At 67.0% G+C, this 25,493-nt stretch carries 16 protein-coding genes; 8 read left to right on the top strand and 8 right to left on the bottom strand.

Going from position 1 to position 25,493, the window contains the following annotated elements; genetic code table 11:
• Positions 1–498: 498 nt before the first annotated feature.
• The 4 genes from ACK4SV_RS15025 to ACK4SV_RS15010 all read left to right on the top strand — a co-directional run bounded on the left by ACK4SV_RS15025 (position 499) and on the right by ACK4SV_RS15010 (position 13,448).
• Positions 499–2,037: a PfaD family polyunsaturated fatty acid/polyketide biosynthesis protein gene (locus ACK4SV_RS15025; protein WP_409918659.1), complete on the top strand. Its 1,539-nt coding sequence runs from the start codon at positions 499–501 to the stop codon at positions 2,035–2,037.
• Between the two features lie 4 nt (positions 2,038–2,041).
• Positions 2,042–5,983, top strand: coding sequence for a beta-ketoacyl synthase N-terminal-like domain-containing protein (locus tag ACK4SV_RS15020; RefSeq protein ID WP_409918658.1), 3,942 nt, complete (start codon positions 2,042–2,044; stop codon positions 5,981–5,983).
• 203 nt (positions 5,984–6,186) lie between these two features.
• Positions 6,187–7,401 carry an SDR family NAD(P)-dependent oxidoreductase gene (locus ACK4SV_RS15015; protein WP_409918657.1) on the top strand — a complete coding sequence of 405 codons (1,215 nt, stop codon included), beginning with the start codon at positions 6,187–6,189 and terminating at the stop codon, positions 7,399–7,401.
• Positions 7,398–13,448, top strand: a complete 6,051-nt coding sequence (locus tag ACK4SV_RS15010) for a beta-ketoacyl synthase N-terminal-like domain-containing protein (protein ID WP_409918656.1) — start codon at positions 7,398–7,400, stop codon at positions 13,446–13,448. Before ACK4SV_RS15015 ends, ACK4SV_RS15010 begins: the two co-directional genes overlap by 4 nt.
• On the opposite strand, the gene ACK4SV_RS15005 is transcribed toward ACK4SV_RS15010, so the two are convergent.
• The gene (locus ACK4SV_RS15005) at positions 13,432–14,124 is read right to left on the bottom strand and encodes a 4'-phosphopantetheinyl transferase family protein (RefSeq protein ID WP_409918655.1); all 693 of its coding nucleotides are present in this window, start codon (positions 14,122–14,124) and stop codon (positions 13,432–13,434) included. The two genes, ACK4SV_RS15010 and ACK4SV_RS15005, sit on opposite strands and share 17 nt — an antisense overlap.
• 322 nt (positions 14,125–14,446) lie before the next feature.
• On the opposite strand from ACK4SV_RS15005, the gene ACK4SV_RS15000 reads away from it, so the two are divergent.
• The 3 genes from ACK4SV_RS15000 to ACK4SV_RS14990 all read left to right on the top strand — a co-directional run bounded on the left by ACK4SV_RS15000 (position 14,447) and on the right by ACK4SV_RS14990 (position 18,610).
• Complete coding sequence (locus ACK4SV_RS15000) at positions 14,447–15,673, top strand: OmpA family protein (RefSeq protein ID WP_409918654.1); 1,227 nt, start codon at positions 14,447–14,449, stop codon at positions 15,671–15,673.
• Between the two features lie 46 nt (positions 15,674–15,719).
• Positions 15,720–17,324 (top strand): hypothetical protein, encoded by a 1,605-nt coding sequence (locus ACK4SV_RS14995; protein WP_409918653.1) that lies wholly within the window; start codon positions 15,720–15,722, stop codon positions 17,322–17,324.
• Between the two features lie 86 nt (positions 17,325–17,410).
• On the top strand, positions 17,411–18,610 hold the full coding sequence (locus ACK4SV_RS14990; RefSeq protein ID WP_409918652.1) for a CaiB/BaiF CoA transferase family protein: 1,200 nt from the start codon (positions 17,411–17,413) through the stop codon (positions 18,608–18,610).
• A 547-nt stretch (positions 18,611–19,157) separates the two neighbouring features.
• Here the strand turns inward: ACK4SV_RS14990 and ACK4SV_RS14985 are convergent.
• The 4 genes from ACK4SV_RS14985 to ACK4SV_RS14970 form a co-directional block, all read right to left on the bottom strand.
• Positions 19,158–19,955: a crotonase/enoyl-CoA hydratase family protein gene (locus ACK4SV_RS14985; RefSeq protein ID WP_409918651.1), complete on the bottom strand. Its 798-nt coding sequence runs from the start codon at positions 19,953–19,955 to the stop codon at positions 19,158–19,160.
• Positions 19,956–19,991: 36 nt separating this feature from the next.
• Positions 19,992–20,792, bottom strand: a complete 801-nt coding sequence (locus ACK4SV_RS14980) for a TIGR03084 family metal-binding protein (protein WP_409918650.1) — start codon at positions 20,790–20,792, stop codon at positions 19,992–19,994.
• Positions 20,793–20,873: 81 nt separating this feature from the next.
• The gene (locus ACK4SV_RS14975) at positions 20,874–21,719 is read right to left on the bottom strand and encodes a universal stress protein (RefSeq protein WP_409918649.1); all 846 of its coding nucleotides are present in this window, start codon (positions 21,717–21,719) and stop codon (positions 20,874–20,876) included.
• 99 nt (positions 21,720–21,818) lie between these two features.
• A complete protein-coding gene (locus ACK4SV_RS14970) occupies positions 21,819–22,067 on the bottom strand; it encodes a hypothetical protein (protein WP_409918648.1) in 249 nt (82 codons plus the stop codon).
• Between the two features lie 315 nt (positions 22,068–22,382).
• Here ACK4SV_RS14970 and ACK4SV_RS14965 point away from each other — a divergent pair, with 315 nt between their 5' ends.
• A complete protein-coding gene (locus tag ACK4SV_RS14965; protein WP_409918647.1) occupies positions 22,383–23,534 on the top strand; it encodes a tyrosine-type recombinase/integrase in 1,152 nt (383 codons plus the stop codon).
• 66 nt (positions 23,535–23,600) lie between these two features.
• Here ACK4SV_RS14965 and ACK4SV_RS14960 read toward each other — a convergent pair whose 3' ends face one another.
• From ACK4SV_RS14960 to avd, 3 genes are read right to left on the bottom strand one after another with little or no spacing between them, the layout of a single operon-like run.
• Positions 23,601–23,786: an SUMF1/EgtB/PvdO family nonheme iron enzyme gene (locus ACK4SV_RS14960; protein ID WP_409918646.1), complete on the bottom strand. Its 186-nt coding sequence runs from the start codon at positions 23,784–23,786 to the stop codon at positions 23,601–23,603.
• A gap of 22 nt (positions 23,787–23,808) precedes the next feature.
• Entirely contained in the window at positions 23,809–24,879 is a 1,071-nt protein-coding gene (locus ACK4SV_RS14955; RefSeq protein ID WP_409918645.1) for a reverse transcriptase domain-containing protein, read from the bottom strand.
• Complete coding sequence (avd, locus tag ACK4SV_RS14950; RefSeq protein ID WP_409918644.1) at positions 24,788–25,222, bottom strand: diversity-generating retroelement protein Avd; 435 nt, start codon at positions 25,220–25,222, stop codon at positions 24,788–24,790. The genes ACK4SV_RS14955 and avd overlap by 92 nt, the downstream gene beginning before the upstream one ends.
• Between the last annotated feature and the right edge of the window lie 271 nt (positions 25,223–25,493).

Raw genomic sequence — 25,493 nt, 5'->3', positions numbered from 1 at the left:
CTCAACCATTCTTACGGCGCGCTCACGCACCTCAGGCGAATACCGCCCCTGTCTTCTCTGCTCTGTCATGGCTCCAATCTCTCAAGAAAAGGAGCCTCCGGTAAACCCGGGGAGGTTCACTGCCGCTATTTGAAAGATTTTGGTCTTCGACTCCGTTCCCCATCCTGAGGACTCCGTGGTTAGATTGGCGCATTTATCTCCAACACCTTTTGCCAAAGCCCGCCCAGAAGAAGTTAGAACTCCTGTTTTGTTGAAGTCATCCGTAATGTTTGCAGCAGCAGTGTGCCCGCACCGTCTTGCGCCGGCCATCCCGTCCAGATTTCGGGCAGCTTGTGTGCACTTTCGCGGCGTCCTTCGCACAGCGATAGAAACATCCAGCACGGGCGGTACGTAAACACGCCTTTTTCCGGCTTTTCAGTTGTCCTCCTGCCGGGAAGCGCCCTAAGGTCGTCGCTGACGATTCGAAGGATCGCCTGACCGGCCAGAAAGGCAATGACTGTGACAGATCACACCCGGCGCGCGATCGAGGCTCCGCGAGAGCCCGCATTGCTTGTGGCCTCGCCGGATGGCAGCCTGTCCGTCCTGGCGGGCGCGCCGCGCGGGGATACTGCCTCCCCTGCCTATGCCTTGCCGCCCGTCTACCCAGAATGGTTGGGCGACCGGGCGTTCTCGGCCCTTCATGGCGCACGCTTCTGCTATGTTGCCGGCGAAATGGCACGCGGCATCGCCACGCCGCAGATGGTGATTGAAGCGGTGCGCTGCGGCGGCCTCGGCTTCTATGGCAGCGCCGGTCTCCCGATCCCGGAAATCCGCGCCGGCCTTGCCACCATCAAGTCGGCCCTTGGTGCCGGCAGTCCCGCCTGGGGCGCCAACCTCATCCATTCCCCGCAGGAGCCGGGACAGGAAAAAGCGGTCATCGACCTCTTCCTCGCCGAGGGCGTCCGCCGCGTGTCGGCCTCCGCCTTCATGCGCCTGACGCCGGATGTCGTACGCTACACCGCGCTCGGCCTTGCCCGTTCGCCGGATGGCAGCGTCACGCGCCAGAACCATGTCTTCGCCAAGGTCTCCCGCGCCGAAGTCGCCGAAGCCTTCATGGCGCCGCCGCCGGAAAAGATGCTGCAGGACCTCGTCGCCTCCGGCGCGCTGACGCCCGCGCAGGCTGACCTTGCCTCGATGGTTCCCGTGGCCGCCGAGATCACGGCAGAATCCGATTCCGGCGGCCATACCGATAATCGCCCGGCCAGCGTTCTCTACAGCTCGCTCTCTGCGGCCCGGTCGCGGATCGCCGCCCGGCATGGCTTCGCCGAGAGCGATATCCGCATCGGCCTCGCTGGCGGCATCGCCACCCCGCAGGCCGTCGCCGCCGCGTTCCAGATGGGCGCGGCCTATGTGCTCACCGGCACGATCAACCAGAGCGCCGTCGAATCCGGCCTCGCCCCACCCGGGCGCGCATTGCTCGCCAAGGCCGGCCCGGCCGATGTCGCCATGGCGCCCGCCGCCGACATGTTCGAACAGGGCGTGCAGGTTCAGGTGCTGAAGCGCGGCACGCTGTTCGCCATGCGCGGGCGCAAATTTCACGGCTTCTATCGCAGCGGGGAAAGCTACGAGACCTTGCCAGAGGCCGACCGCAAATGGATCGACGATGTGCTGGGCGAAACCTTCGATGCTGCCTGGGCGTCAACCCGCGCCTACATCCAGTCCGTCAATCCCGCAGAAGCCACCCGCGCGGACAAGGACGGCAACAAGCGCCTCGCCCTCGTCGCCCGGCGCTACCTGTTCATGGGCGCGCAATGGGCCCGCGAAGGGGTCGAGACCCGCAAGGCGGATTTCCAGATCTGGTGCGGCCCGGCCATGGGCGCCTTCAACGAATGGGTGGCCGGCAGCTTCCTGGAGCCGGTTGAAAACCGCACCGTCCGCCAGATCGCCCTTAACCTCATGGAAGGCGCCGCGCGGATAACCAGAGCGGGCCAGCTTCGCGCCGCCGGTGTGGCCGTCCCCGCCGAGCTATTCAGCTACCGCCCGATCAGGTTCGAGTGATCCGATGACCGATGCCGTCCCCCCTCCCAGCCCTGCCCAGGCCGACCCCATCGCAATCGTCGGCCTCGGCGCCATCTTCCCTGGGCGCGGCGACACGACCGGCTTCTGGCGCGACATCTTCGAGGCGCGCGACCTCCTCACCGATACCCCGCCAACCCATTGGCTGATTGAGGATTATTACGACCAGAACCCGCTCGCCCCGGACCGCACCTATGGCCGGCGCGGCGGCTTCCTCTCGCCCGTCGCCTTCGATCCGCTGGCCTTCGGCATTCCGCCTGCCCAGCTTCAGACGACCGACTCCGCCCAGCTCCTCGCCCTCGTTGCGGCAAAGATGACGCTGGATGATTTCGAGCGCGACTCCAGCGGTAAGTTCGACCGGACGCGCACCAGCGTCATCCTCGGCGTGGCGTCCGCCACCGAACTCACCGCCCATATGGCTGGCCGCCTGCAGCGCCCCGCCTGGGTCAACGCCCTGCGCCAGTCCGGCCTGCCGGAGGATGAAGTGCAGGCCATCGCCCGCCGCATCGAAGCGCACTATGCCGACTGGAAAGAGAGCACCTTCCCCGGCCTCCTCGGCAATGTCGTTGCCGGCCGCATCGCCAACCGGCTCGACCTTGGCGGCAGCAATTATGTGACCGATGCCGCCTGCGCCTCCAGCCTCTCCGCGCTGCAGATCGCCATGCACGAACTGCGCGCCGGGGATTCCGACATGGTCCTCACCGGCGGGGTCGACGCGCTGAACGACATCCTGATGTTCATGTGCTTCTCGAAGACGCCGGCCCTCTCGCCGACTGGCGATTGCCGGCCCTTCTCGACACAGGCCGACGGCACCATGCTCGGCGAAGGCATCGGAATGCTGGCCCTGCGCCGGCTCTCGGATGCTGAGCGCGATGGCAACCGCATCCATGCGATCATTCGCGGCCTCGGCGGCGGCTCGGATGGCAAGGGCACCGCGATCTACACCCCGCTCCCCTCCGGCCAGGCCCGCGCGCTGCGCCGCGCTTACCAGCAGGCCGGCTATGGCCCTGAAGCTGTCGATCTCGTCGAAGCCCATGGCACTGGCACCCGCGCCGGCGACAAGGCAGAGATCGAAGGCCTCCATCACGTTTTCGGCGAAGCCGCATCCGGCACGGGTCCGTGGTGCGCCATCGGCTCGGTCAAGTCCCAGATCGGCCACACCAAGGCCGCCGCCGGCTCTGCCAGCCTGATCAAGGCGGTCGAGGCGCTGCGCCGCAAGGTGCTCCCGCCGACGCTCAAGATCGAGGAACCCGCCGAAGCGATCCGCGACAGCGCCTGTTTCTATCTCAATACAGAGCCCCGCCCCTGGGTCAGTGCTGACAGCCGTCCGCGCCGCGCCTCGGTCAGCTCCTTCGGCTTCGGCGGCAGCAATTTCCATGTGACGCTTGAGGAATATACCGGCCCGAACGCCGCCCCGGCCCCGCGCGTCCTGCCGGCCGAACTCTTCCTGCTCCACGCGAAGGATGCGTCCGGTCTCTCCGCCGCACTCACCGTCCTCGCGGCCCATCCGCCCACGGAAGATGGCCTCGCCGCTGCCGCCAGCGCGACCCACACCGGCTTTGAACCCGCAGCCCCTGCCCGCCTCGCCATCGTCGCAACCACGCCGGACGACCTCCTCACCAAGGCCGCCCGCATCGCCGCGATCCTGAAGGATGGCACCGCCGGCCGCGCGCCCCTGCCACAAGGTTGCAGCCTCAGCCTCGAGCCGGCCAGCCAAGGCAAGATCGCCTTCGTCTTCTCCGGTCAGGGTAGCCAGTATGTCGGCATGGGCGCTGATCTTGCGATGGCTTTCCCCGCTGCCCGCCGGGTGTGGGACGCTGCCGCGAGCCATCCCGTCACCGGCCCGCTGAAACTGCACCGCCTCGCCTTTCCCCCGGCAGCCTTTGACCAGGTCGAATTCGGCAACCAGACCCAGCGCCTCACCGCGATGCAGCACGCCCAGCCGGCCATCGCCGCCGTCGCGCTCTCTCATCTTGCCCTGCTCGAAGCCGCCGGCGTGAGCCCCGAAATGACCGGCGGGCACTCCTTCGGCGAGATCATGGCCCTGCATCTCGGCGGCGCCTTCGATGCAGACACCGCCCTGACCATCGCCGCAGCGCGCGGCCAGTGCATGGCAGACGCCGCCGCCTCCAGCGAAGGCGCCATGCTTGCCGTCCAGTGCGAAGCCGCGTCCATCCGCAGCCTTGTGGACGAGATTGGCGGCGGCCTCGTCATCGCGAACGACAATGGGCCGAGCCAGGTCGTCCTCTCCGGTCCCCTCGCCGCCATTCAGGCTGCCGAGCCAAAGGTCGCCGCACTCGGATTCAAATCCTTCCGCCTGCCCGTCGCCACCGCCTTCCATTCCAGCGTCGTCAGCAGCGCCGTCGGGCCCTTCCAGCAAACCCTCGACGCCCAGAAGCTGCGCAAGCCCCGCCTCACCGTCTTCGCCAACGCAACCGCCGCGCCCTACAAGGCCAAGGCCGCAGACATGGCCGCCGCCATTGCCTCGCAGATCGCCTCGCCTGTGCGCTTCCGCGAAGAGATCGAGGCGATGTATGAGGCCGGCGCGCGCCTTTTCCTCGAAGTCGGCCCCGGCAATGTCGTCACCGGCCTCGTCGGCGACACGCTGGGCACCCGTCCGCATACGGCCATTGCGCTCGACAACAAGCGCACCAACGGCGCCGCGCAATTCCTGACCGCGCTCGGCGCGCTCAGCGTGGCCGGCCTCGCTGTCGATTACGCCGCCCTCTTCGCCGAGGCGCCCGCCCCCACGCCCAAGCCTTTGCCTTCGCGCCATGCCGTGATGCTCACCGGCGCCAATCACGACCGGCCCTACCCGCCCAAGGATGGCGCCGCCGGCCGCGCCCCGATCAATCCGCCGCGCGCAGCTGCGCCGCCCTCGCCGCAGCCAGCGGCAACCCAGACAGACTCCCCCGCTTCCGCCCCCCTCCCGCCGCCCCCGGAAAGGATCCCCCCGGCCATGTCCGAACCCGACCGCAAATCCGCCGCTCTCCCGCCCGCCCTGCTGCCGCCGCCGGTTGCCCCGGCCAGCGCTGTCGAGCGCATCTGGCAGGAAGTGTCCCTCCGCCATCAGGATTACCTCCACACCACCGCCGCCGCCCACACGGCCTATCTCAACGCGGCTGCCTCCCTCCTCGGCGGCGCGCAGCTCCCCGTTCAGTCCGCGCCGTCCGTGCCCGCAGCGCAGCAACCCATGGCCATCGCGCCGCCGCCGCCTGCCCCCGTGGCCGCGAAACCAAACGGCGCCTACACCAATGGCCACGCCGCGCCCGAGCCTGTGCGCCCAGCCCCTGCTCCTCCCCCTGTTCAGCAGGCTGCCCCTGCACCCGCCCCGGCGCCTGCGCCAGCTCCGGCTCCCGCCCCGGCGTCCCGTCCGGCGGCTGCCGCTGGTCCCGATCCGGTCGCGCTTGTCCGCGCCATCATTTCTGAAAAGACCGGCTACCCCGAAGACATGCTCGAAGCTGACATGGATCTCGAAGGCGAGCTTGGCGTCGACTCAATCAAGCAGGTCGAAATCCTCTCCACCCTGCGCGACCGGATGCCGGAGTTGCCTGAGATCGAGCCCGAACGCCTCGTCGAACTGCGCACCATCTCGGCCATCGCCGCAATGATCGCAGGCGCGGCCCCTGCGCCCGCCCCTGCCCAGCCTGCCGCTGCGCCCGCTGCCAGCCACGCGCCCGCGGCCCCGGCCGCGAATGGCGCGGTCTCCGCCGATTCCGTCCGTAGCCTGATCGCCGAGAAAACCGGCTATCCGGAAGACATGCTCGAAGACGACATGGACCTCGAAGGCGAGCTTGGCGTGGACTCGATCAAGCAGGTCGAAATCCTCTCGGCTCTGCGCGACCGCTATCCCGCCCTGCCGGAGGTCGACCCCGAACACCTCGCGGAGCTGCGCACGATCCGGAAAATCGCCGATTTTTTTGCCTGAGGGATGGCAGCGGCGCTGAGCCGGCCCGCCGTCCCGAACCATCTTTCCGGCCCTATCTGAGCGAGGTCCGCGCCGTCACATGGCAGGCGGTCCATACGCCTGCAGCCACCCTGCCCGATGGCCCCGCAGAAATAACCGGCGCGGCGACGGGCTATGCCGGCGCGCTGGCCGCCGCATTGGCCGGGGGCGGCCTGCCAGCACCGATGGTGCAGACGCCCACGGGCAACGCAAACCTCACCCTCATCACCGAAGGGCTCGCGGACGCGCCCCTGGCGGAGCGTCACTGGGCCGCGCTGCTGGCTGCCCGCGCCGCAAAGCGCCCCGGCGCAACCCTTGTTTTCCTGCAGAGCGCCAGGAGCGCATCCGGCCTCGAAGGCCTCGCCCGCACGCTGCGCATCGAATGGCCGGATGTGCGGTCGGTGTGTTTCACTCTGCCCTCGGATGATCCGGCATCCGCCGCCCACCTTCTGCCCTGGCTCAAGAGTGCGCAGACGGACCTCTGGTTCGACGCGTCGTATTCCGCCTCCCGCCCGCTGCTGCGCACATCCCCGCCCGCACAGAACATGCCGCCTGCAGATCCCGGCGCCGTCTGGCTGGTCACCGGCGGCGCGCGCGGCGTCACGGCGGCCTGCGCCATCGAACTAGCGCGCCTCGCAGGCGGTACTTTCCTGCTGGCGGGTCGCTCATCGCTTGCTCCGTGGCCGGAAGGAATCGCCGAGACGGCCGACCTCAAATCCCTGCGCGGCGCGCTCGCCCTTGCTGCCCGCGCGCGCGGCGAAAAGCCTGCCCCCGCCGCCATCGACAAAGCCGCCCGCGCTACCCTCGCCGGCCTCGAAATCCGTACGACCCTCGCCGGCATTCACGAAACCGGCGCAGCGGCCCACTACATCCCCATGGACACCGCAGACGCAGGCTCTGTCGTCGCCGCGATCAACCAGATCGGCAGCACCTTCGGCGCCATCACCGGCCTCATCCACGGCGCCGGCATCATCGCAGACCGCCTCGCCGATGAAAAAACCGAGGACGAATTGAAGCGCGTCTTCGCGCCGAAAGCCGATGGCCTCTTCAACCTTCTCCACGCCCTGAACGGACGCCCCCTGAAACATCTCGCGCTCTTCTCCTCCGCCTCCGCCTTCTTCGGAAATCGTGGGCAGGCGGACTATGCGATGGCCAATGCCATCCTCGCCAATACAGGCCGCGATATTGCTGCCAGCCAGCCCGGGGTCCGCGTGAAAGTGTTCGACTGGGGCCCGTGGGAAGGCGGCATGGTGGATGCGACGCTTGCGGAGCATTTCCGCGCGCAGGGCGTGCCGCTCATTCCGCTGGAAGACGGCGCCCGTATTTTCGCACGCGAACTTCTCGGCGGAGCCTTTGAAGATATTGAACTCGTTGTCGGCACGATGGAGGGCGAGGCGTGAGCCGGTTTGAGCCCATCGCGATCGTCGGCGAAGGCTGTGTCCTGCCCGCCGCGCGCAGCCCGGAAGACCTCTGGAACATCGTCGCGGAAAAGCGCGTCGTCACATCCCGCGTGCCGCCCGCTCGCCTCGGCTTCCCGGAGCGCGGCGCTGGCAATCCGGCCTGGGTCTCCGGCCTCGTCGAAGATACGCCATCTGATGCCCCCGAACTCGACCCCGTCTGCCGCTGGCCGCTGGAGGCGGTGCGCAGCGCCGCAGCCGGTATAGACTTCGAGAGTATCGCCCCGCATCGCCGCGCCGTGATCCTCGCAAACCTCATGTATCCCAGCCGCGCCAAGGCCGCATACGCCGCTGACATCTGGCAACATGGTCGCACAGACCGGCCGTCCACGGACCTTCTGAATTCCGGCTACCCCGCAAAACTGATCGCGGAAGCCATCGGTGCCACAGGCCCGGCCTTCGCCCTCGATGCCGCCTGCGCCTCCTCGCTCTACGCGCTTGAGATTGCCTGCCGCAAACTCGCCGCCCGCCAGGTCGATATCGCCGCCGTCGCCGCTGTCAACGCCACCGACAATCTCATCCTCCATATCGGCTTCAGCGCCCTGAAGGCGCTGAGCCCCACGGGCCGCTCGCGCCCCTTCATTTCGGGCGCAGATGGACTCGTCCCCTCCGAGGGCGCCGCCGCGGTCATCCTGAAACGCCTGTCAGACGTGAAGGCGGGCGACACCGTCCACGGCGTCATCCGCGGCATCGGTCTCTCGAATGATGGCCGCCGCAAAGGCCTGCTCGCCCCCGATTCTGGCGGCCAGGCTGAAGCCATGCGCCGCGCGTATGAAGTCTCGGGCATAAATCCGGATACGGTGCAATACCTCGAATGCCACGCCACCGGAACGCCCGTCGGCGACGGTGTCGAGATTGCCGCCTCCGCCTCCGTCTTTGGCAGCCGTCCGCTTCCGATCGGCTCCCTCAAAGCCAACACTGGCCACCTCATCACGGTTGCGGGCCTTGCCAGCCTCCTGAAACTCACCTCCTCCTTCCGCCATGAAACGCTGGCCCCGACGCCATTGGACGGCGCGCTCATCCCGGCCCTTGCCGGCAATGGGATGCAGCCGCTGCGTGAGGCTGAGCCCTGGCGCCGCAATGGCGCGCCCCGGCGCGCAGCGATCAGCAATTTCGGCTTCGGCGGCAACAATTCCCACCTGATCCTCGAACAGCACGAGCCCCGCGCAGGCTATGTCAACGGCAAGACGCTGCCTGCAGACGATCCGCCCACTGACGACATCGTCATCTGCGGCATCGGCCTCATGGCAGGCCCCGACAGGGGCGAACGCGCGGTTCTCCGCCGCCTGATGAATGCCCCCATCGCGCCGGCGCCGGTGGCAACGACTGTTGGCGCCGATCCCGTCCGCGCCCGCACGCCGCCGGCCGATCTCCTGCGCGCCGAAGCCCAGCAACTCGCGATCCTTGACACCGCCTCGATGGCTTTGGAAGGCGTCAGTCGCCCCGCGCCCGAGGCCTGCGGTGTGTTCACCGGCGTTCGCTGCGCCAATGATTCCGCGCGCTGGCTCCTTCGTGAGCGGATCGCTGCTGCAGGAGCCGCAACCGCTGCAGACATCGACGCCATCGCCCCGCCGCTCGTCGCCGCCGACGTGCTCGGCGCCATGGCCAACATGACAGCCAACCGGCTGACCGTTGCTGAGGATTTTCGCGGACGCGGCTTTGCCATCTCCGCAGAGGAAGGCTCCGGCCTCTCCGCTCTAGATGCCGCCTGCGATGCGCTGCGCCAGGGCTCCCTCGACCTTGCCGTCGTGGCGGCGGCAGACTTCGGCACGGAACCCGTCAGTGCACATACCATCGACGCCCCTGGCGACAAGGCCGCCGCGATCGTCCTCAAGCGGCGCGCAGATGCAGAGGCCGCCGGAGACCGCATCTACGGAACTGTTGCGCCATCAGCCCAAGAGACAGGCTGGCCTGCCAGCACGCCCATATTCTCTGCCGTCTATGGCCATGCTCCGGCGGCGGATGATCTGTTCTCCGTCGCCGCCCGGCTGGCTCTCGCCGCGCGGGGGCTTGCGCCCATGGATGAGGCCGGCCTCGCCGCGCCTTGTCTCGCCAGCGCTGCTGCGCCCTTTGAAATGGGGTCTGCCGTATCCGCACCGCAGATCACCGTCACACCGGCGCCGGTCCCTTCGTCCCCGGACATGCTCCGCCCGGCGCCGCATCTCTTCTGGGCTGCTGCAGGCTCACGCCCTGCCCTCGCAAAGCGCCTCGGCAAAGGGGATCAGGGCGGCCGGGGCCGCTGCCGCATCGCTCTCCTTGCAAACTCGGCGGAAGACCTTGCAGCCCTCAGCCGCACCGCCGCTCAGTCCCTCGAGGATGGCGCACACCCGTCCGGGGACGGCGTATTCTATGGCGACAGCGCGGCGCAAGGCGAACTCGCCTTCGCCTTCACCGGCTCGGCCGCCTCCTATCCCCGCATGGGCCGCGGCCTCCTGTCCGCCTTCCCAGAAGTCGCCGCGAAACTGGCCGGGATCCCTGCGGCGCAGGCGATGACCCCGGTTCTCGCCAAATCGAGCCTCACCGAATTCGAGCAGCTCTGCGCCGTCAGCCTGCTGACACAGGCGCATGTGATCCTCCTGCGCGAAGTCCTCGGATTGCAGCCGGAGGCCGCCATCGGCCTCTCCCTCGGCGAGTCGAACGCGCTCTTCGCCTTCGGGTACTGGAACGATATGGGCGGCCTTCTGGAGGATATCTCCAACGCCGCCATGTACGAGCGCCATCTCGGTGGGGAATTCGAAACCGCCCGGGAAGCATGGGGCCGGAACGTGCCCTCGGACTGGACCAACTGGCGCCTGCGCGCGCCAATAGATAAGGTCCGCGCCGCCGTTGCGGCCCATCCGAATGTCGAGATCATGATCATCTATTCCGAAATGGATTCGATGATCGGCGGCCGCGCCGAGGCGTGCCGCGCCGTCGCCGATGCCATCGGCAAAGGGGCCGGCGCGCTGATGCACCAGCACCTCATCGTCCATGCCAGCGCCATGAAGCCCTTCGCCGAAAAATGGCGTCAGCTGCACACCCGCCCCGTCTCCCGCATCGCGGATGGCCCCCGCCTCTACGCCAATGCCATCAACGCCGCCTACAAGCCCACCAAGGCCAAAGTCGCGGACATGCTGACGCGTCAGGCAGTCACCACAGTTGATTTCCCCGCCACCGTCCGCCAGGCCTGGGAAGACGGTGTACGGACCTTTGTCGAAGTCGGCCCTCGCGACTCCCTCACCCAGTCGATCCGCCTGACGCTGAAAGACAAGCCTCACCTTGCTCTGGCTACAGATGAAATTGAGTCCGCAGACCTGACACAGATCGCCCGCCTCGCCGCCGCCCTCTTCGCGGAAGGCCGGGATGTGCAGATCGCCGCGATTGCCGCCCGGCTCGACGCGGCGCGGGCTCATCCCTGGCGCTCTGCTCCGCCCCTGCCGGTCAGCCGCGGGGCGCACTCTGCTCCGCCGGTGATCCCGAAAGTCGGTACGCCGTTCACCTGCCCGCCCGGCCTGCCTCTTGCGCCGCCGCTTCCACCTCCGGTCTACGCCCGTCTCTCGCCCACCGCGCCGCCCCCGGCCCCGGTCCCCTTCCCGCCGCCCCCCGGCGGAACGCCGTCTTCAACATTGCCCCAGCCAGAAGCCGTCCTGTCCGGCCGCCAGCCCCTCATGCGGCGCGCGCCCAGTGGCAAATCCTGGAACCGGGAGGCAATCGAGAAAGCCTCGCGCGGCCCGATGTCGGATTTCTTCGGCCCGGCCTTTGCCGAGCAGGACCGCTACGCCCGCAACGTCCGCCTGCCCGCCCCGCCGCTTCTGCTCGTCGATCGTATCACCGGCATCGAGGCCGAAGCCGGCGTCGAAGGCAAAGGCGTCATCTGGACAGAGACGGACCTCACCGAAGGCCACTGGATGCTCCACAAGGGCCGCATCCGCCCGGGCCCGCTGATCGAGTGCGGACAGGCCGACCTCACCCTGATCGGCTGGATGGGCGCCGACCTGAAAAATCGCGACGAGCGCGTCTACCGCCTGCTGGGCTGCGAGATCACCTTCCATGACAGCGGCCTGCCGCGGGCCGGCGACACGCTGAAATTCCAGATCGAGATCACCCAGCACGCCAATTTCGGCGGGGTACGGATGTTCTTCTTCCAGTATGATTGCGAATCCGCTGGCCGCCCCGTCTTCTCCGTGCGCCAGGGTCAGGCGGGGTTCTTCTCGGATGCAGAACTCGCCTCCGGCAAGGGCGTCGCCTGGGACGCGGCCACCAGCCCGCCGCCCACGCCCAACATCGCCCCCATAGACATCTCCCGCGCCAGCGCCAGACGCGCCTTCTCGCAGGCCGATGTCTCGCGCTTCCAGTCCGGCAACACATATGACTGTTTCGGCCCGGGCTTCGAACTCTCCGCCGCACATTCCTTCCCGGTACACCTGCCGGATGACCATCTCGCCCTGATCCACGAAGTCCCGGAATTCGACCCCGAAGGCGGGCCATGGAAGCGCGGCTATCTCAAGGCCCGCGCCTTCGCGCCTACCGATGCCTGGTTCTATCAGGGCCACTTCCATAACGACCCCTGTATGCCCGGCACGCTGATGGCCGAAGCCGCCGTTCAGGCGCTCGAATTCTACGCCACGGCCCTTGGCCTGACGCTGACACGAGACGGCCATGTCTTCGAACCCATCCCCGGCGAAACCGCGAAGTTCATCTGCCGGGGGCAGGTCATTCCGGATACGGATCATGAGATCACCTATGAAGTCTTCATTGATGAAATCATAGACGGCGAGACCCCGAAAATCTTCGCCGCCCTGCTCGCCCGTAGTGATGGGCGCAAGGTCTTCTACTGCCCCCGCTTCGGCATCCAGCTGCGCCGCAACGGGCCCGCGCCCCGCGTCTCGCCCGCGCCTGTCCGGGTCGGGCCGCAGCGCGAAAGCAGGGGTGATTATGCCGCCCTGCTTGACTGCGCCAATGGTGCGCCTTCCTCCGCCTTCGGAGAGATGTATCAGCGTTTCGACACTGAAGGCTCCGTTCCCCGCCTGCCCCAGCCGCCCTATCACATGATGTCCCGCGTCACGGATGTCACCGAACGCCCCGGCGTGCGCAAGGCCGGCGCCCGCGTCTCCGCCGAATACGATATCCCTCCGGATGCGTGGTATTTCGGCTGCAACCGGAATGGCGAGATGCCTTTCTCCGTGCTCTCGGAAATCGTGCTTCAGCCTTGCGGCTGGCTCGCCAGCCATTGCGGTTTCGCCCTTGATGGCGGCGACCGGTTCCGCAACCTCGAAGGCGACGGCCATGTCTTCCGTACCCTGAAGCCCGGCGACGGAACCATCTGTGTCGAGACGACCCTGACAGCCTACTCGAAGGTTGGCCCCATGACCATCGTCACCTTCGAGCTGGATGCCCGCCTGAAATCCGGCGCGCCAGTGATGCGCCTGATGACGCGGTTCGGCTTCTTCCCTGCAGCCGCGCTCGTGCGCCAGGCGGGCCTCGCTGCCAACGCCGCAGACAAGGCCTGCCTCGCCCTGCCGCCCGCCCAGCAAGACCTGTCCCCGTCGGATGACCGCCTCGCCGCCGGCCAGCTCCGGATGCTCGATACCGCAGATTATTTCGATCCGCACGGCGGCGCGGCGGGTCTCGGCCTCGCCCGGGGGCGGCAGGCTGTAGATCCGCATGCGTGGTATTTCAAAGCGCACTTCTTCGGCGATCCGGTCCAGCCGGGCTCGCTCGGCCTCGATGCCCTCGTCCAGCTCCTGATGCGGGCGAGTATCCTCAAGGGCCTGACCGATGACATGCCCGGCGCTCGCGCCGAAACGCTCGCCGCCGGAATGCCGGTGAAGTGGACCTATCGCGGACAGGTCACGCCCGAAAAGAAGCAGGTGACAACCGTCATGGAAATCACGGATATCGCCGGCGATGCCCGCCGCCGCCTCGTCACGGGCCGGGGCTCGCTCTGGTGCGACGGCCTGCGAATCTATGAGGCCAATCCGCTGACCATCGCGTTCACGCGGGACGGGTGACCGGCCCAGCCACCAGACACGCAAACACACCGCCCGCCTCTACGGAGACGCCCTCCAGCACCCGTCCGGATAGGGAGAGCTCAAACGCTGCCGGGCCCTCCAGCCAGCCAATCCGTACCCGTACAGTCTTCGCCCCGGCGCGCATTCCGCGGCCGCCCGCCTTCAGCGCTGCCTCCTTGATGGCCCACATCCGGTTGAAGGCGGTCGCCGCCTCATTCTCCCGCGTCCACTTTGCCAGAAACGCCGCTGCCTCATCGGGCGCACACACCATGTTCAGCATCGCCCGCCAGTCGCGCGGTCCGGCCCGCACCACATCAATGCCCAGCGCGCGCCACCCCGGCGCCGCCGCCATCGCCGCCACGCGGTCAGCATCCGAGAAAGACACCGTCCAGCCTTGCGGATGGATCATAACCGGCGCGCCCTCGCCGGTCTTCCCGAGGTGCAGCGCCTCTGGCGCCTCCCCGGTCCATTCAGCAAGTTGCAGCCGCCGGGCCGTCAGCACTGCCCGCCGCGCGTCTTGAAGGGGCGCCGTCCTCAGCCGGGCGATGGACGCTTCCTCCTCAGGCGGCAGCGGGAATCCGGCCATGCCCGACAGCTCCAGCGGCACGAGCGCGGCGAGGACCCCGTCCGGCAATGTCCCAAAACCGGGCAATCCTGTATCAAGCTCTTGCATCATTGCGCCATGTAAACCCGCTGCCGCGCTGGCTTTTCAAGCCATCCTTCCGCGATGAATACTCTTCCTGCCAGAGTAAAACCGCAAACATTCTCCCATTGCGGGAAGTCCTGCAGGCAGCATTGCATAATCCTGCATCACGCCCCGGCGCCCTGCATCAGGAAAACTTATTTATTTACAGGGCAGGATACCACTTTTCTGATACATCCATGACATATGGTGCCCGTGTCTCTGTATTGCGGCGGGCCTGCCATTATGGCTTTACTTGGGGATAAAAGAAGACTCCGGCAGGTGCCCTGCCAGCCGGGTCGAAACAGGGGCCAGCATGGAAGACGACGCACCGGCCGCTACGCCTGCGGCCGCCACGCCTGCAGCCATTCGGCCACACGCCGCGACCGGCCGGCTGTACCGCCGCGCTGATCCGGCGGCGCCTTTCTTTCCCGGGGCCGTCCCGCCCCTTGTTGGCCTGATCGTCCTGTTCATGATCTGCCTGACGGTTGTGGCCTTCAATGTCATCCAGGCGGGCGCCCGCGAGGCCGCGACGCGCGCTCTGGCAGCAGCGGGCGAGGACTGGGCGGCGGTCACGGTGTCCGGCCAATGGGTCCGCCTCGAAGGTAGCCCCCCCACCCCAGAAGCCGCTGTGCGCGCTGCAGATGCGGTGCGCGCCGCACGGCGCCAGACCTGGCTCGGCAGCGCGCGGCCCGTCACCCGCGTCACAACCGGCTTCGCAGCGCCGGCTGCCGCCACCACCGCGACTGCCCGCCCCCAGGCGAACACCCTCAGCATCACCCCTGAGACCGGCGACAGCCCGCCCGAACCGGGCTTCCAGTTCCGCCGCTCCGGCACACGCCTCACCCTCAGCGGCGCCCTGCCGGATCAGGCGAGCTATGATACGGTGATGGACGCGGCCCGCAGCTTGCAGGCAGTAAACGCCGTGAGCGACATCGCCGATCAACTGGAAATCCTCGGGGCAACAGCTCCGGAAGGATTTGACGCGCTCGCGTCCGGCAGCGTCGCGCTGCTCGAGGCGTGCGAAGCGGGCATCGCCGCCTTCGCTGACGACGGCTTCCGGCTACATTGCGAGACGGCGGACGAGCCCGGCGAAACGCTGCAGACCCAGGCCGAGAGCCTTGTCCCGGCGGGCATCCCCGCCAGCATCGAGGTCGTTTCCACCGAAACCGTCGAGACCTGCCAGGCGGAACTGTCCAGCCTGCTCGAAGCCGCCCGCATCGAATTCGGCACTGGCAGCACCATGATCCAGGTCGCCAGCGGCCCGGTGCTCGATCTGGCCGCGCGCGCCGCTGCCGATTGCCCGGGCATGTTGCGCGTTACAGGCCATACCGACTCCACCGGCAGCGCATCCCTGAACGAGGCGCTGAGCCTCGACCGGGCCAAAGCCGTCCGCGCCGCCCTCATCCATCGCGGCGTGCCCGCCGGGCGCCTTGTCGCCGAAGGGCGCGGCGCGGCGGAGCCTGTCGCTGACAACACCACCGCTGAAGGCCGCGCCCGCAACCGGCGGATCGAACTTCGCATCATTCGGGCAGACGAATGATGCCCGCCACGCCCCCCGCCACCCCGCTCCAGAACAGAGACGTCCCATGTGGTTCCTGCTGATCCAGATCATATTCTTCATGCTGCTGGCTGCAGGTCTCGGCGCCGCGCTCGCCTGGTGGTGGCTTCGCCGCCGCTTTGTCGATGTCACGGAAACCCATGCCGAACTCACCCGGCAGGTCGAGGCGGCCCTGTCAGAAGGGCGCGCGCTGACGCGGGACGATGTCCGCCAGGAAATCACGGCGGCGCTGAATGCCCACCATCTGCTAGAGTCTGACCTCGCGCCGCTGTTCCAGCGCTTCGACGCGCTCGGCGCCCGCCTGAGCGCCGGCGATCAGCAGCACGAAGCGCTCGTCACCCGGCTGGCATCGGCAGAGCAGGCATCCGCCTCCAACCTCGAAACCCGTTTCCAGGCACTCTCCGAGCGGCTCGACCAGCTCGTGCCCCGGCTTCTGGCTGACCTGCCAAAGCCGGACCTTGCGCCGCTCCAATCCGGGCTCACGGCGCTGGATCAGCGTCTCGCCGCCTTCCATATCCCGGAGACCGACCTTGCGCCGCTCACCGCCCGGCTCGACGCGCTGGACGCGGCCATCGCCGCCATCCGGATCCCGGAAGTGGACCTCGGCCCCGTCCATAGCGGCCTTGCCCGGCTCGACCTGACGCTCTCGCAGATCGAGCTGCCGGAGGTCGATCTCTCGCAGGTCTCCGAACGCCTCACCGGCATCGAAGCAGAACTGCCGGCCCTCGATGCGCGCGCCGAACTCGCCGACCTCGCCGGCCAGCTCGCAGCGCTGCGCGGCGCCATTGCCGATATCGACATTCCCGCCGGCACCGATCTCGGCCCGGTCTACCTGCGCCTGTCCGAGCTCGGCATCGACCTGTCGGACCGCATCGCCCAGATCGAAACCCGCCTCACGGCGACCGCGCCAATCAACGAAGCCCTCATCTCCACCCTCGCCGGCATGGAAGCAGACCTCAACGTGGTCGCCGCCCGCCGTGGTCCGGACCTTGACCCCGTCTATGGCCAGCTCGCCGCCGTGGATGCAGCCCTCGGCTCGGTGCGCGCCGAACTGCGCGCCCTGCCCCGCGCCGAACTGATCGAACGCCGCCTCGCCGCACTGCAGGAGAGCGTCAGCGACCGCAGCGGCCAGGACATCTCCCGCGAGGACATCACCGCCCTTGAGGACCGGCTGACGGCGCTCGAATACGGCGTCACCGCCATCCACCACATGCTGCGCGCCCGGGGTGAACCGGCCCAGCCGCGCTCTGAAGCGGCCAATGGCGCTGGCACCCATACCGCCCCCGCCGATCCGGCCACGGCGCCAGCGGCCGATCCGGCCACCCGCAGCCGCCATCTCAAGGCCATCGCCGCTGCCCGCAGGCCGGATGATGAGGCGAACCTCCTGACCCATGCCGCCTTCGGGGAAAGCGACGAACTCGCCCGCATCGTCGGTGTCGGCCCGATCCTCACCGAACTCCTGCACGAAGTAGGCGTCTTCTATTTCTGGCAGATCGCCGAATGGACCGAGGCAGACATCGCCTATGTCGATGGCAAGCTCCTCCACTTCCGGGGCCGTATCGAGCGCGACGACTGGGTCGGCCAGGCCCGCGCCCTGTCAGAAGAACCCGGCGCAGCCCGCCGCCCGGGCTGAGGCGCTGCCCCAGCGGCACGGGTTGGCCGTCCAGTACGGGCCCGGTTAGTCTGCCCGGCAAATCAGGGCCATACCGGGAGGATCCCATGCTGGAAGGCATCCGCGTCATCGAATACGCCACCTATATGGCCGCCCCCGGCGCCGGCTGCATCCTGCGCGACTGGGGCGCGGATGTGGTGAAGATCGAGCCGCCGGGCGGCGACCCGATCCGCCTCTTCTTCCGCACCATCGGCACCGACATCCAGGACAATCCCGTCTTCGATTTCGACAATCGCGGCAAGCAGTCGGTTGTCGTGGACACGTCCAAACCTGATGGCCAGGCCCTCTTGCGAGACCTCGTCGCCGGCGCCGATGTGTTCCTCACCAATGTCCGCCCCGGCGGCCTCGCCCGCTCCGGCCTCGATTACGAGTCCATCCGCGTCCTCAATCCGAAACTCGTCTACTGCTCGCTCTCCGGCTATGGCCTCGAAGGCCCGGATGCCGACCGGCCGGGCTTCGACATTGCGAGCTTCTGGAGCCGCACCGGCGTCGCCAGCCTCACCATCCCCAAGGGCCAGGAACCCTTCCCCCTGCGCACCGCCTTTGGCGATCACACGACCTCCATCGCCGCCGCCGCCGGCATCTGCGCGGCCCTCGTCGAGGCCCAGCGCACCGGCAAGGGCCGCCTCGTTGAAGCCTCCCTCTTCCGCACCGGGCTTTATGCCATGGGTTCCGACCTTGCGATCCAGCTCTTCTTCGGCCGCGTCGCCTCCACCAAGGGGCGCCATGAGCAGAATGTTCCGATCTCGAACTTCTACCAGACAAGGGACGGCAAATGGTTCTGCATCGTCGCGCGTCAGGGCGAGACCGACTGGGCCCCGCTCTGCCGGGTGATCAACCGGCCGGAGCTCGCCGCCGATCCCTGCTTCAATTCCGCCAAGGGCCGGCGCGCCAACAATGCCGAAGTGGTGGACATCCTGGACGCTGGTTTCGGCGCCTATGACATGGCCGAACTCGCAGCCCGGCTTGATGCGGAGTCCATCGCCTGGGCGCCGGTGCAGACCCTCGCCGAAGTCGCTGCCGATCCGCAGGCCCACGCCGCCGGCGCCATCGTGCAGACCCCCAGCGCCAAGGGCGACGGCACAACCTATCCCTCACCGGCCTCGCCCGTCCGTTTCCCGGGCGCCGATGACGGCCCCAAAGGCCCTTCCCCAACCCCCGGCCAGCACACCCGCGACGTCCTGCGCGCCCTCGGCCGCACGGAAGCGGATATTGATGCTCTGTATACGGCAGGGGTGGTTGCGTAGCTTTCCCTAACCTCAATTCTTGTTATCCCGGCGAAAGCCGGGATCCAGAATCCCGAAGCGCAACATTGCTTGAAACTGGGCCCCGGCTTCCGCCGGGGTGACATGAAAAAGAGGTTAGTGTGTAAAACTAACACTCCTGTTTCTGCCGGGTTCGTATGCCTCTATCCCCACAAAAACTCACCCCTCCCCTGTCATCCCGGCGAAGGCCGGGACCTGGAAAATGCCGCCAAAACAACGCTCAAAGCCCGTCCTGCGCGCTCCAACAATAAAAAACACCAGAAATCCAATCCGACCGGGTCCCGCCCCGCCATATACTGCTCCTCGAAGCCGGATCGTCCGGCTTCGGGTCGGGCCGGGCGTGTTTCGTCATCACGACCTGGCTCAAACTGCGGGTGGCGGCAGGCTCCGGGACGCCGGGGACACCAATACCAAACTGTAGAGTAAGCATTCCGTCCCCGGACAAATCGGGCCATCGCCCCATCCGCAGGACCCTGTTGCCGCCACATCCGGAAGGGAACGCTCCCTGTCCGGATCTTCAGCTTGCGCGCTACTTGCCCTTGAACACCGGCGCGCGTTTTTCGAGGATCGCATTGACGCCCTCGATATGGTCATCGGTCTCATGCATCAGCGCCTGCGAGGCGGCGGACATTTCCATGATCGCCTCATAGGACGCCGTCGTGCCATGGCGCATCAGCGTCTTGGCAAGCCGCAACGCCTGCGGCGGCTGCTGCGCAATCCTGCCGGCCAGGGCGAGCGCCTCGTCCATCAGATTGTCCGGGTGCGTCACACGGCTCACAAGGCCCCAGTCGAGCGCGGTCTTCGCGTCGATAACATCCCCGGTGAATAGGAGTTCCGCCGCGCGCGATCCCCCGATCAGGCGCGGCAGCAGCCAGGCGCCGCCATCGCCGGGAATCAGGCCCAGCTTCAGGAAGGTCACCCCCATCTTCGCGGTTTCCGAGGCGATGCGGATGTCAGCCATGCACGCCACATCGCAGCCAAGCCCGATCGCCGGGCCATTGATGGCCGAGACCAGCGGCACTTCCAGATTATACAGCGAACGGACGATCATGTGGATGTTCCGGCGATAGCCCTCGCGGATATCCGCCGGGCTGCCGCCGAAGGCGCCGGTCTTCTCCTTCATGGCCTTCACGTCGCCGCCCGCGGAGAAGGCGCGCCCTGCGCCCGTCAGCACTGCGCAGCGGATCTGCGGGTCCGCCATGATCTCGGCGCAGACAGCGGCGACCGCCGGGCCGTCCCCCTCCTGGCCGAGCGCATTCATCATCTCAGGCCGGTTCAGGGTCATCACGGCGATGGGGCCGCGCTTTTCGAGGAGGAGGATGGACATGGGGCTTGAACCTTCTTTGAGTGTGTACGGAATAAGTCAGCTGGCTGGCGCGTGCGCCGTGAACCGGGTTCCGGGCGCGGGCGGCGCGGCAGGCGGGCCGGCAAAGCATTGCGCCTTGGACATCCAGTCCGCTGCGACCGGGCCAGTCACCTTCAGCGAGGTGTCAGCGATATTGCGCACCTGCGTGACGACCTGGCAGAATTCCTCCGCGAGCCCCTCGATCCGCTCGCCTGCCTGCTCGCGCCCATGTGTCCAGACCGCGCCGGAGGGCGCCGTCAGTAAAAGGTAAGGCATCTCGCCGGGCGGCGTCTCGCGCCGCGTCGCATAGGTCCAGCCGAATGTGTTCACGCCGAGCATCACGATATTGCCGATCCGGTCTTCATTGCGGCGCACCGTACCCAGATGATCATAGACTTCCTGCCCGTGCGCCCAGGTCTCCATCAGCCGTGCCGTGATGGAGGAACGCGCGCTCATGTCCGGCCCCGCCCATTTAAGGCGCGCCTTGGGATCAGCAGCGGCAAACCGGTCTGCCGTCTCCTCGAACTGGCGCTCCCAGGTATCGACGAGTTTCGTACCTTCCAGCCCAGCCAGCTTGGCGCTCTCGAACGCCCGCATGGATCCGCCAGACGCCGCCATCGCCTTCAGCAGGCGGACGAGTTCGGCTTCATCTTCCAGCTGCAGGAAGGCCATCCGGTTCCAGAAATGCAGGTGCTGCAGCACGTCATGAATGCCCCAGCCCTTGAACTGTGTCGGCTCGGCGAAACGCGAGACGGGCGCCGCCGCGACCAGTGCATGCAGCGCGCGGCACTCTGCCCTGAAATCTTCCGCCTGTTGCATTCCGCTCCGGCGCTCCCCGTCTCACGATTTTCCGCCCGGCTTGCCGCATTTGGCAGGCCCGCGCAAGGCGGGCTCCCCGGCCTAAGCCCCCTGCGCCGGCGGCACGGCCAGCACGTCAATTTCAGAGGCCCGGAGCACCTCCTCCGTCACGCTGCCGAGCAGGAAGCGCGTGAGGCCGCTCTGGCCCCTTGTGCCCATGACGATCAGGTCTGCTCCCGCTTCCTTTGCGGCCGCCAGGATCACCCGGCTGGTCGAGGCCTGCGCCAGCTTGAGCATCGGGTCTGCACCGGCCAGCCCTGCCTCTGCAATGAAGCCGTCCAGAAGCGCCGTTGCCCGGATGCGTTCCTCCAGCAGATAGGCGGCGATGTCAGCCTGCGGCGTCTGCGCCTGCGTCAGCGCCTGCATCGCAGGCGCATCGAACACGTTGAGCACGGTCAGCTTCGCGCCCTTTGCGAGGCCAAGGTCCCGGAGCGTCTCCGCCGCTCGCTTCGCTCCCGCCGAAAAGTCCGCCGCGAGAAGCATCCGTTGGTAAGGCGCCGCGCCGGGCTGGGCCGCCATCAGCACGGGCAAGCCGGAATGCCGGATCACCCGCCCCGCCGTTGTGCCGGAGAAGAGCGCGCGGAGCAGATTGCGCCGCGGCGCGCCCAGCACGATCAGCCCGGCGCCTTCGGCCTCTGCGGCGGCCAGCAGTGCCTCGTAGACATCGCCTGTTTCCAGCCGCCAGCGTGCGCCGGCCTTCCCCGCTGCGTCTGCCACCATCGCCTCGACAGATGCGCGGTGGTTGTCTCTCAGTGCCGCAGGCAGGTCCTCATCCAGCACATGGACCATGACCAGCTCCGCCCCGAACTGCGATGCCAGCAGCCTGGCGCGCGCGATGGCCGGTTCAGATCGCGCCGAAAAATCTGTTGCACAGAGTATGGGTCGCATGTGGGCCTCCCTCCGAAAAGCACACTGCGCATTGCAGGCGCCAGGGCCTGCCAAGTCAAGCTGCCAGGAAGCCGCGTGAGGCTGGGCCGTTGGCTCAGTTCAGTCGTCAGACCGGTTTGGCGCGAGGTCCGGGCGCGGCTGCAAGCTAGCTTCGGTGCGCGCCACATCGCTGGCCCAGGGAAGGCGAGAGCCGAGGCGCCAGCTGGCGCGGCCCGTGCCATGGTCCATGCGCATCCAGATGAGCACCGAGAGCACCCAGCAACAGACCGAGACCAGCTGGAACGCCTCGCCCAGCGGCCAGATCAGCAGCGCCGCAATCATCAGGATTCCGGTAAGGCCTTTTCTCATCTCCAGACGCTATCACCAGACCGCTGAAGGGCGGATTAAGGCAATGCTGGAAAAATCACGGGCTAAAGTGGTGCCGGCTGCAGGACTCGAACCCGCGACCCTCTGATTACAAATTAGTATCATGGCAGTTTGCCCGCTTTCGCGGGTGTTCGCAGATATTCGTCATTCCATTGTTTTTATTATTCAATTCTTCCATCTCTGTCCATGGCTGTTCGCCGCGGATTGCCTCTGGCGGGATTTTTTGGCACGAATTTGGCACGAATCTTGACCCTCTAACTGCAGGGCCCTCCCCGCCCTGATGCTGACAGCCTGATCATGTCCAGCCGCCTGAAACCGCTTACCGCGCTCGACGTGCAGCGCCTTGCCGGGACCGCCTTTGTGGGCGGGGCGCCGGGGCTGCAGTGCGTTGTTTCCCTGAACGGGACGAAGTCGTGGCGGCTGTTCTACCGGCTGCCCGGATCGACGACGCGCCGGTCGATGACGCTCGGCCGGTATCCCGGCGTGTCGCTGGCTGATGCCCGCAGGCTCGCCCATGAAAAGCTCGCCCGGGCGTCGGACGGGGCCGACCCCAAGGCGGAGCGCGCCGCGCGGGTCGAGGCCCGGCACCTGACGGTGGCGGAGGCGGCCTCGCGCTACCTCGACTGGTGCCTGACGAACAATGCCCCGAGGACCGCGGAGTCCAAGCGCAGCGCATTCCAGGTCCATCTCCTGCCGGGCTTTGGCAGGCGCGCGCTGATCGACCTGTCCCGCCGGTCGCTCGCGGACCTGCTGGACAGCCTCGGCGACACGCCGGCGATGCGCCGCCAGCTCTACCTTTACCTCACCCACTTCCTGAGCTGGTGCGCCGAGCGGGACCTGGTGCCCCTAAATCCCCTGCGCGACCTGAAGCCGCCGAGGCCGGTCGCGGCGCGGGAACGGATCCTGACCGACGATGAGATCGCCGCGCTGTTTGCCCAGGACGGCGTCATGGCGACGATCGCGAAGCTCTGCCTGCTCACAGCCCAGAGGCGGGGATCGGTCGAAGCCATGCGCTGGGACCAGCTCGATCTTGCGCGGGCCACCTGGACCATTCCGGGCGCCCGGATGAAATCCGGCAAGCTGCATGCCGTTCCATTGAGCGCCCCTGCCCTCTCAATCCTCAGGCACTGGCCGAAGCTGGAGGGCCCTTACCTGTTCGGTACGGGCAGCCTCGGCCAGCGCCCCTATACGGGCAGCTCCAATGGCATGGAGGGACTGCGAAAGGCCCTTGGCGGGCCTGACTGGCGCCTGCACGACCTGCGCCGGACCGCCGTCACCCTTGCCCAGCGGCAAGGCTGCAGCCTCGATGCAATCCGCGCCCTGACGCAGCACACGTCATCCGGCGTGATCGGCGTCTACGCACGCCACGCCTTCGAGGACGAGAAGCGACTGGTTGTGGCCGCGATTGCGGCAGAGCTGGCGGCAATCGGAGCGGTCGGGCCTGCCTGATCCGCCCCTCGCCCCGGCTCATATGTCCGGCAAGGCGAGGGGCGGGGCCGGCGCAACCGGCTTTCTTCAGGACCGGCCCTGGACGCTTCCGGCACGCCTGCCCGGACGCATGATCGCGGGCAGCCCTGGCAATTGAAGCGTGCTCGCGACACGGAAGCCCAGATTGTTGTTCCGATTGCCGGGCGTATTCCAGTTGCGGTTCGCGGAGCGCAGGTTCTGCGGGGTATTGTTCCAGGAGCCGCCGCGGTTCACGCGGTTCGAGCAAGGAGGCCGGTCAGGTCCCGGCGCGCAGCTGCCTCATCGCCCGCCCGAGAATCGCACGCCGCGCGGCGTACGTGTGAGCATGCTTGGCATGGGCCTGCCAGGATGCAATCCTCGCTGCCATGTCTTCGTGCGACAGGGTTGCGGCGTGCACCGCACGGACCATACCCTTCAGGCGACCCTTGAAGGCCTGGATATTGGTTTCCGGCAGGGCGCGCTTGCCGTTCGCATGAAGGAGCATGCCGAGAAACTCTGCGGGCTCGCCGGTCGAAGCCACGAAGGTCTTCCGGGGGTGCAGGCGCAGACGGCGCTTTTCCAGGAACTGTGCAATACGATCCCGCCAGCCTGCCAGCACAGCCGGATCATCATGGAAGAGCGCAAAATCATCGACGTAACGCAGGTATGGCGCGCGCAGGACTTCCGTACAGAAATGATCCAGCGGATCGAGATAGAGGTTTGCCGAAAACTGGCTCATCAGGTTACCGATGGGAAGTCCGCGCCTGCGGGCAAACGGCGCAAACAGGTCGTCCCCCGGAAAATGCAGGTTGACCGGTTCCTGCGGGTTGGACCCATCGATCAGCGTATCCATGAGGATGAGCGTGCGCGGGCATTTGATCCGCCGCCGGAAGTCATGCTTGAGGATCTCATGATCGATCGCCGGAAAATACCGGAAGATGTCACAGCGCAGGACATGGGCATGTCGATCGCGGTAGCGCTCATACGTCCCAATCGCCCGGTGGGTGCCCTTGCCAATCCGATTGGCAAAACTGTTGCCGATGAAACCCTGATCGAAGATCGGGCCGATCACATCCATCAGCGCATGCTGGACCACGCGGTCGCGCATCGGCGCGGCGGAAACGAGCCGCTTCTTCGGGCGCACAAGTTCGATCTCGACATACCGGCCCGTCCGGTAAGTGCCCGAAAGGAGCTCACGCTCAAGTGCAAGCAGCTCCCGCTCCAGAGCAAACTGGAAGGCGGCGCCGCCGCGTTTCCTACGCTTGCCGCGGATCGCTTTCCGGGCTGCCCGTCTCAGAGCCTCGAAGGAGGCGATCTGCGGAAAGAGGTCGTTGTGGCGCCTGGGCATGGTGGGCCTTCTGCCAGCCGCCTGTCATTCGCCCGATCTCGTCGATTTGGCGCGCGGCATGCTGATAGCTGTCTGCATTGATGAGGCGTATCTCGGCGGCAAGCCGGAACAGGAAGCGGAGTTTTTCGAGTTGCAGCTGCGCCTGCCGCAGCAGCGCAGCCCGATCCCGCGTGTAGGTAGCCTCGACGAGGCCTTGCTGAATGTCGATCACGAGCCCCTGAATCCGGTCTCCGATCGTGAATTTGTGTGTACGCGGAAATTTTTCGACCTTTTGGGTCACCCAGACCAGGAACTGGAAACTCAGCTCCGCAATGACCTTTCCGGGATTGGCATCCTTTTTCATGTGCCTCAGGCGTCGAGGGATTCCCCTGATAGCGCAAGTATGATTCTATCGGTCATGATTGAGTCGGCAGCGGCATTGGTCCGTTCCCTGAGCAAAAATATCGCGAACCCGCTTCGCGGGTACCGGAATGAACGGGGCAGTGCTGCGGTGAGATGGGAGACGGATGCGAAGGGGAAACAGGTAAAAATGTAAAGAGGACAGAAGGTGAGCTTCCACCTTACGGCGGAAGCGTCCTCGCGACACGGAAGCCCAGATCGTAGTACCGACTGCC

Source organism: Hyphomonas sp. (genome assembly GCF_046313735.1).
In the GTDB taxonomy this organism is placed as follows: domain Bacteria; phylum Pseudomonadota; class Alphaproteobacteria; order Caulobacterales; family Hyphomonadaceae; genus Hyphomonas.
Note: the sequence above shows the minus strand (reverse complement) of the source record. Positions and strands in the feature narration are given on the sequence as shown.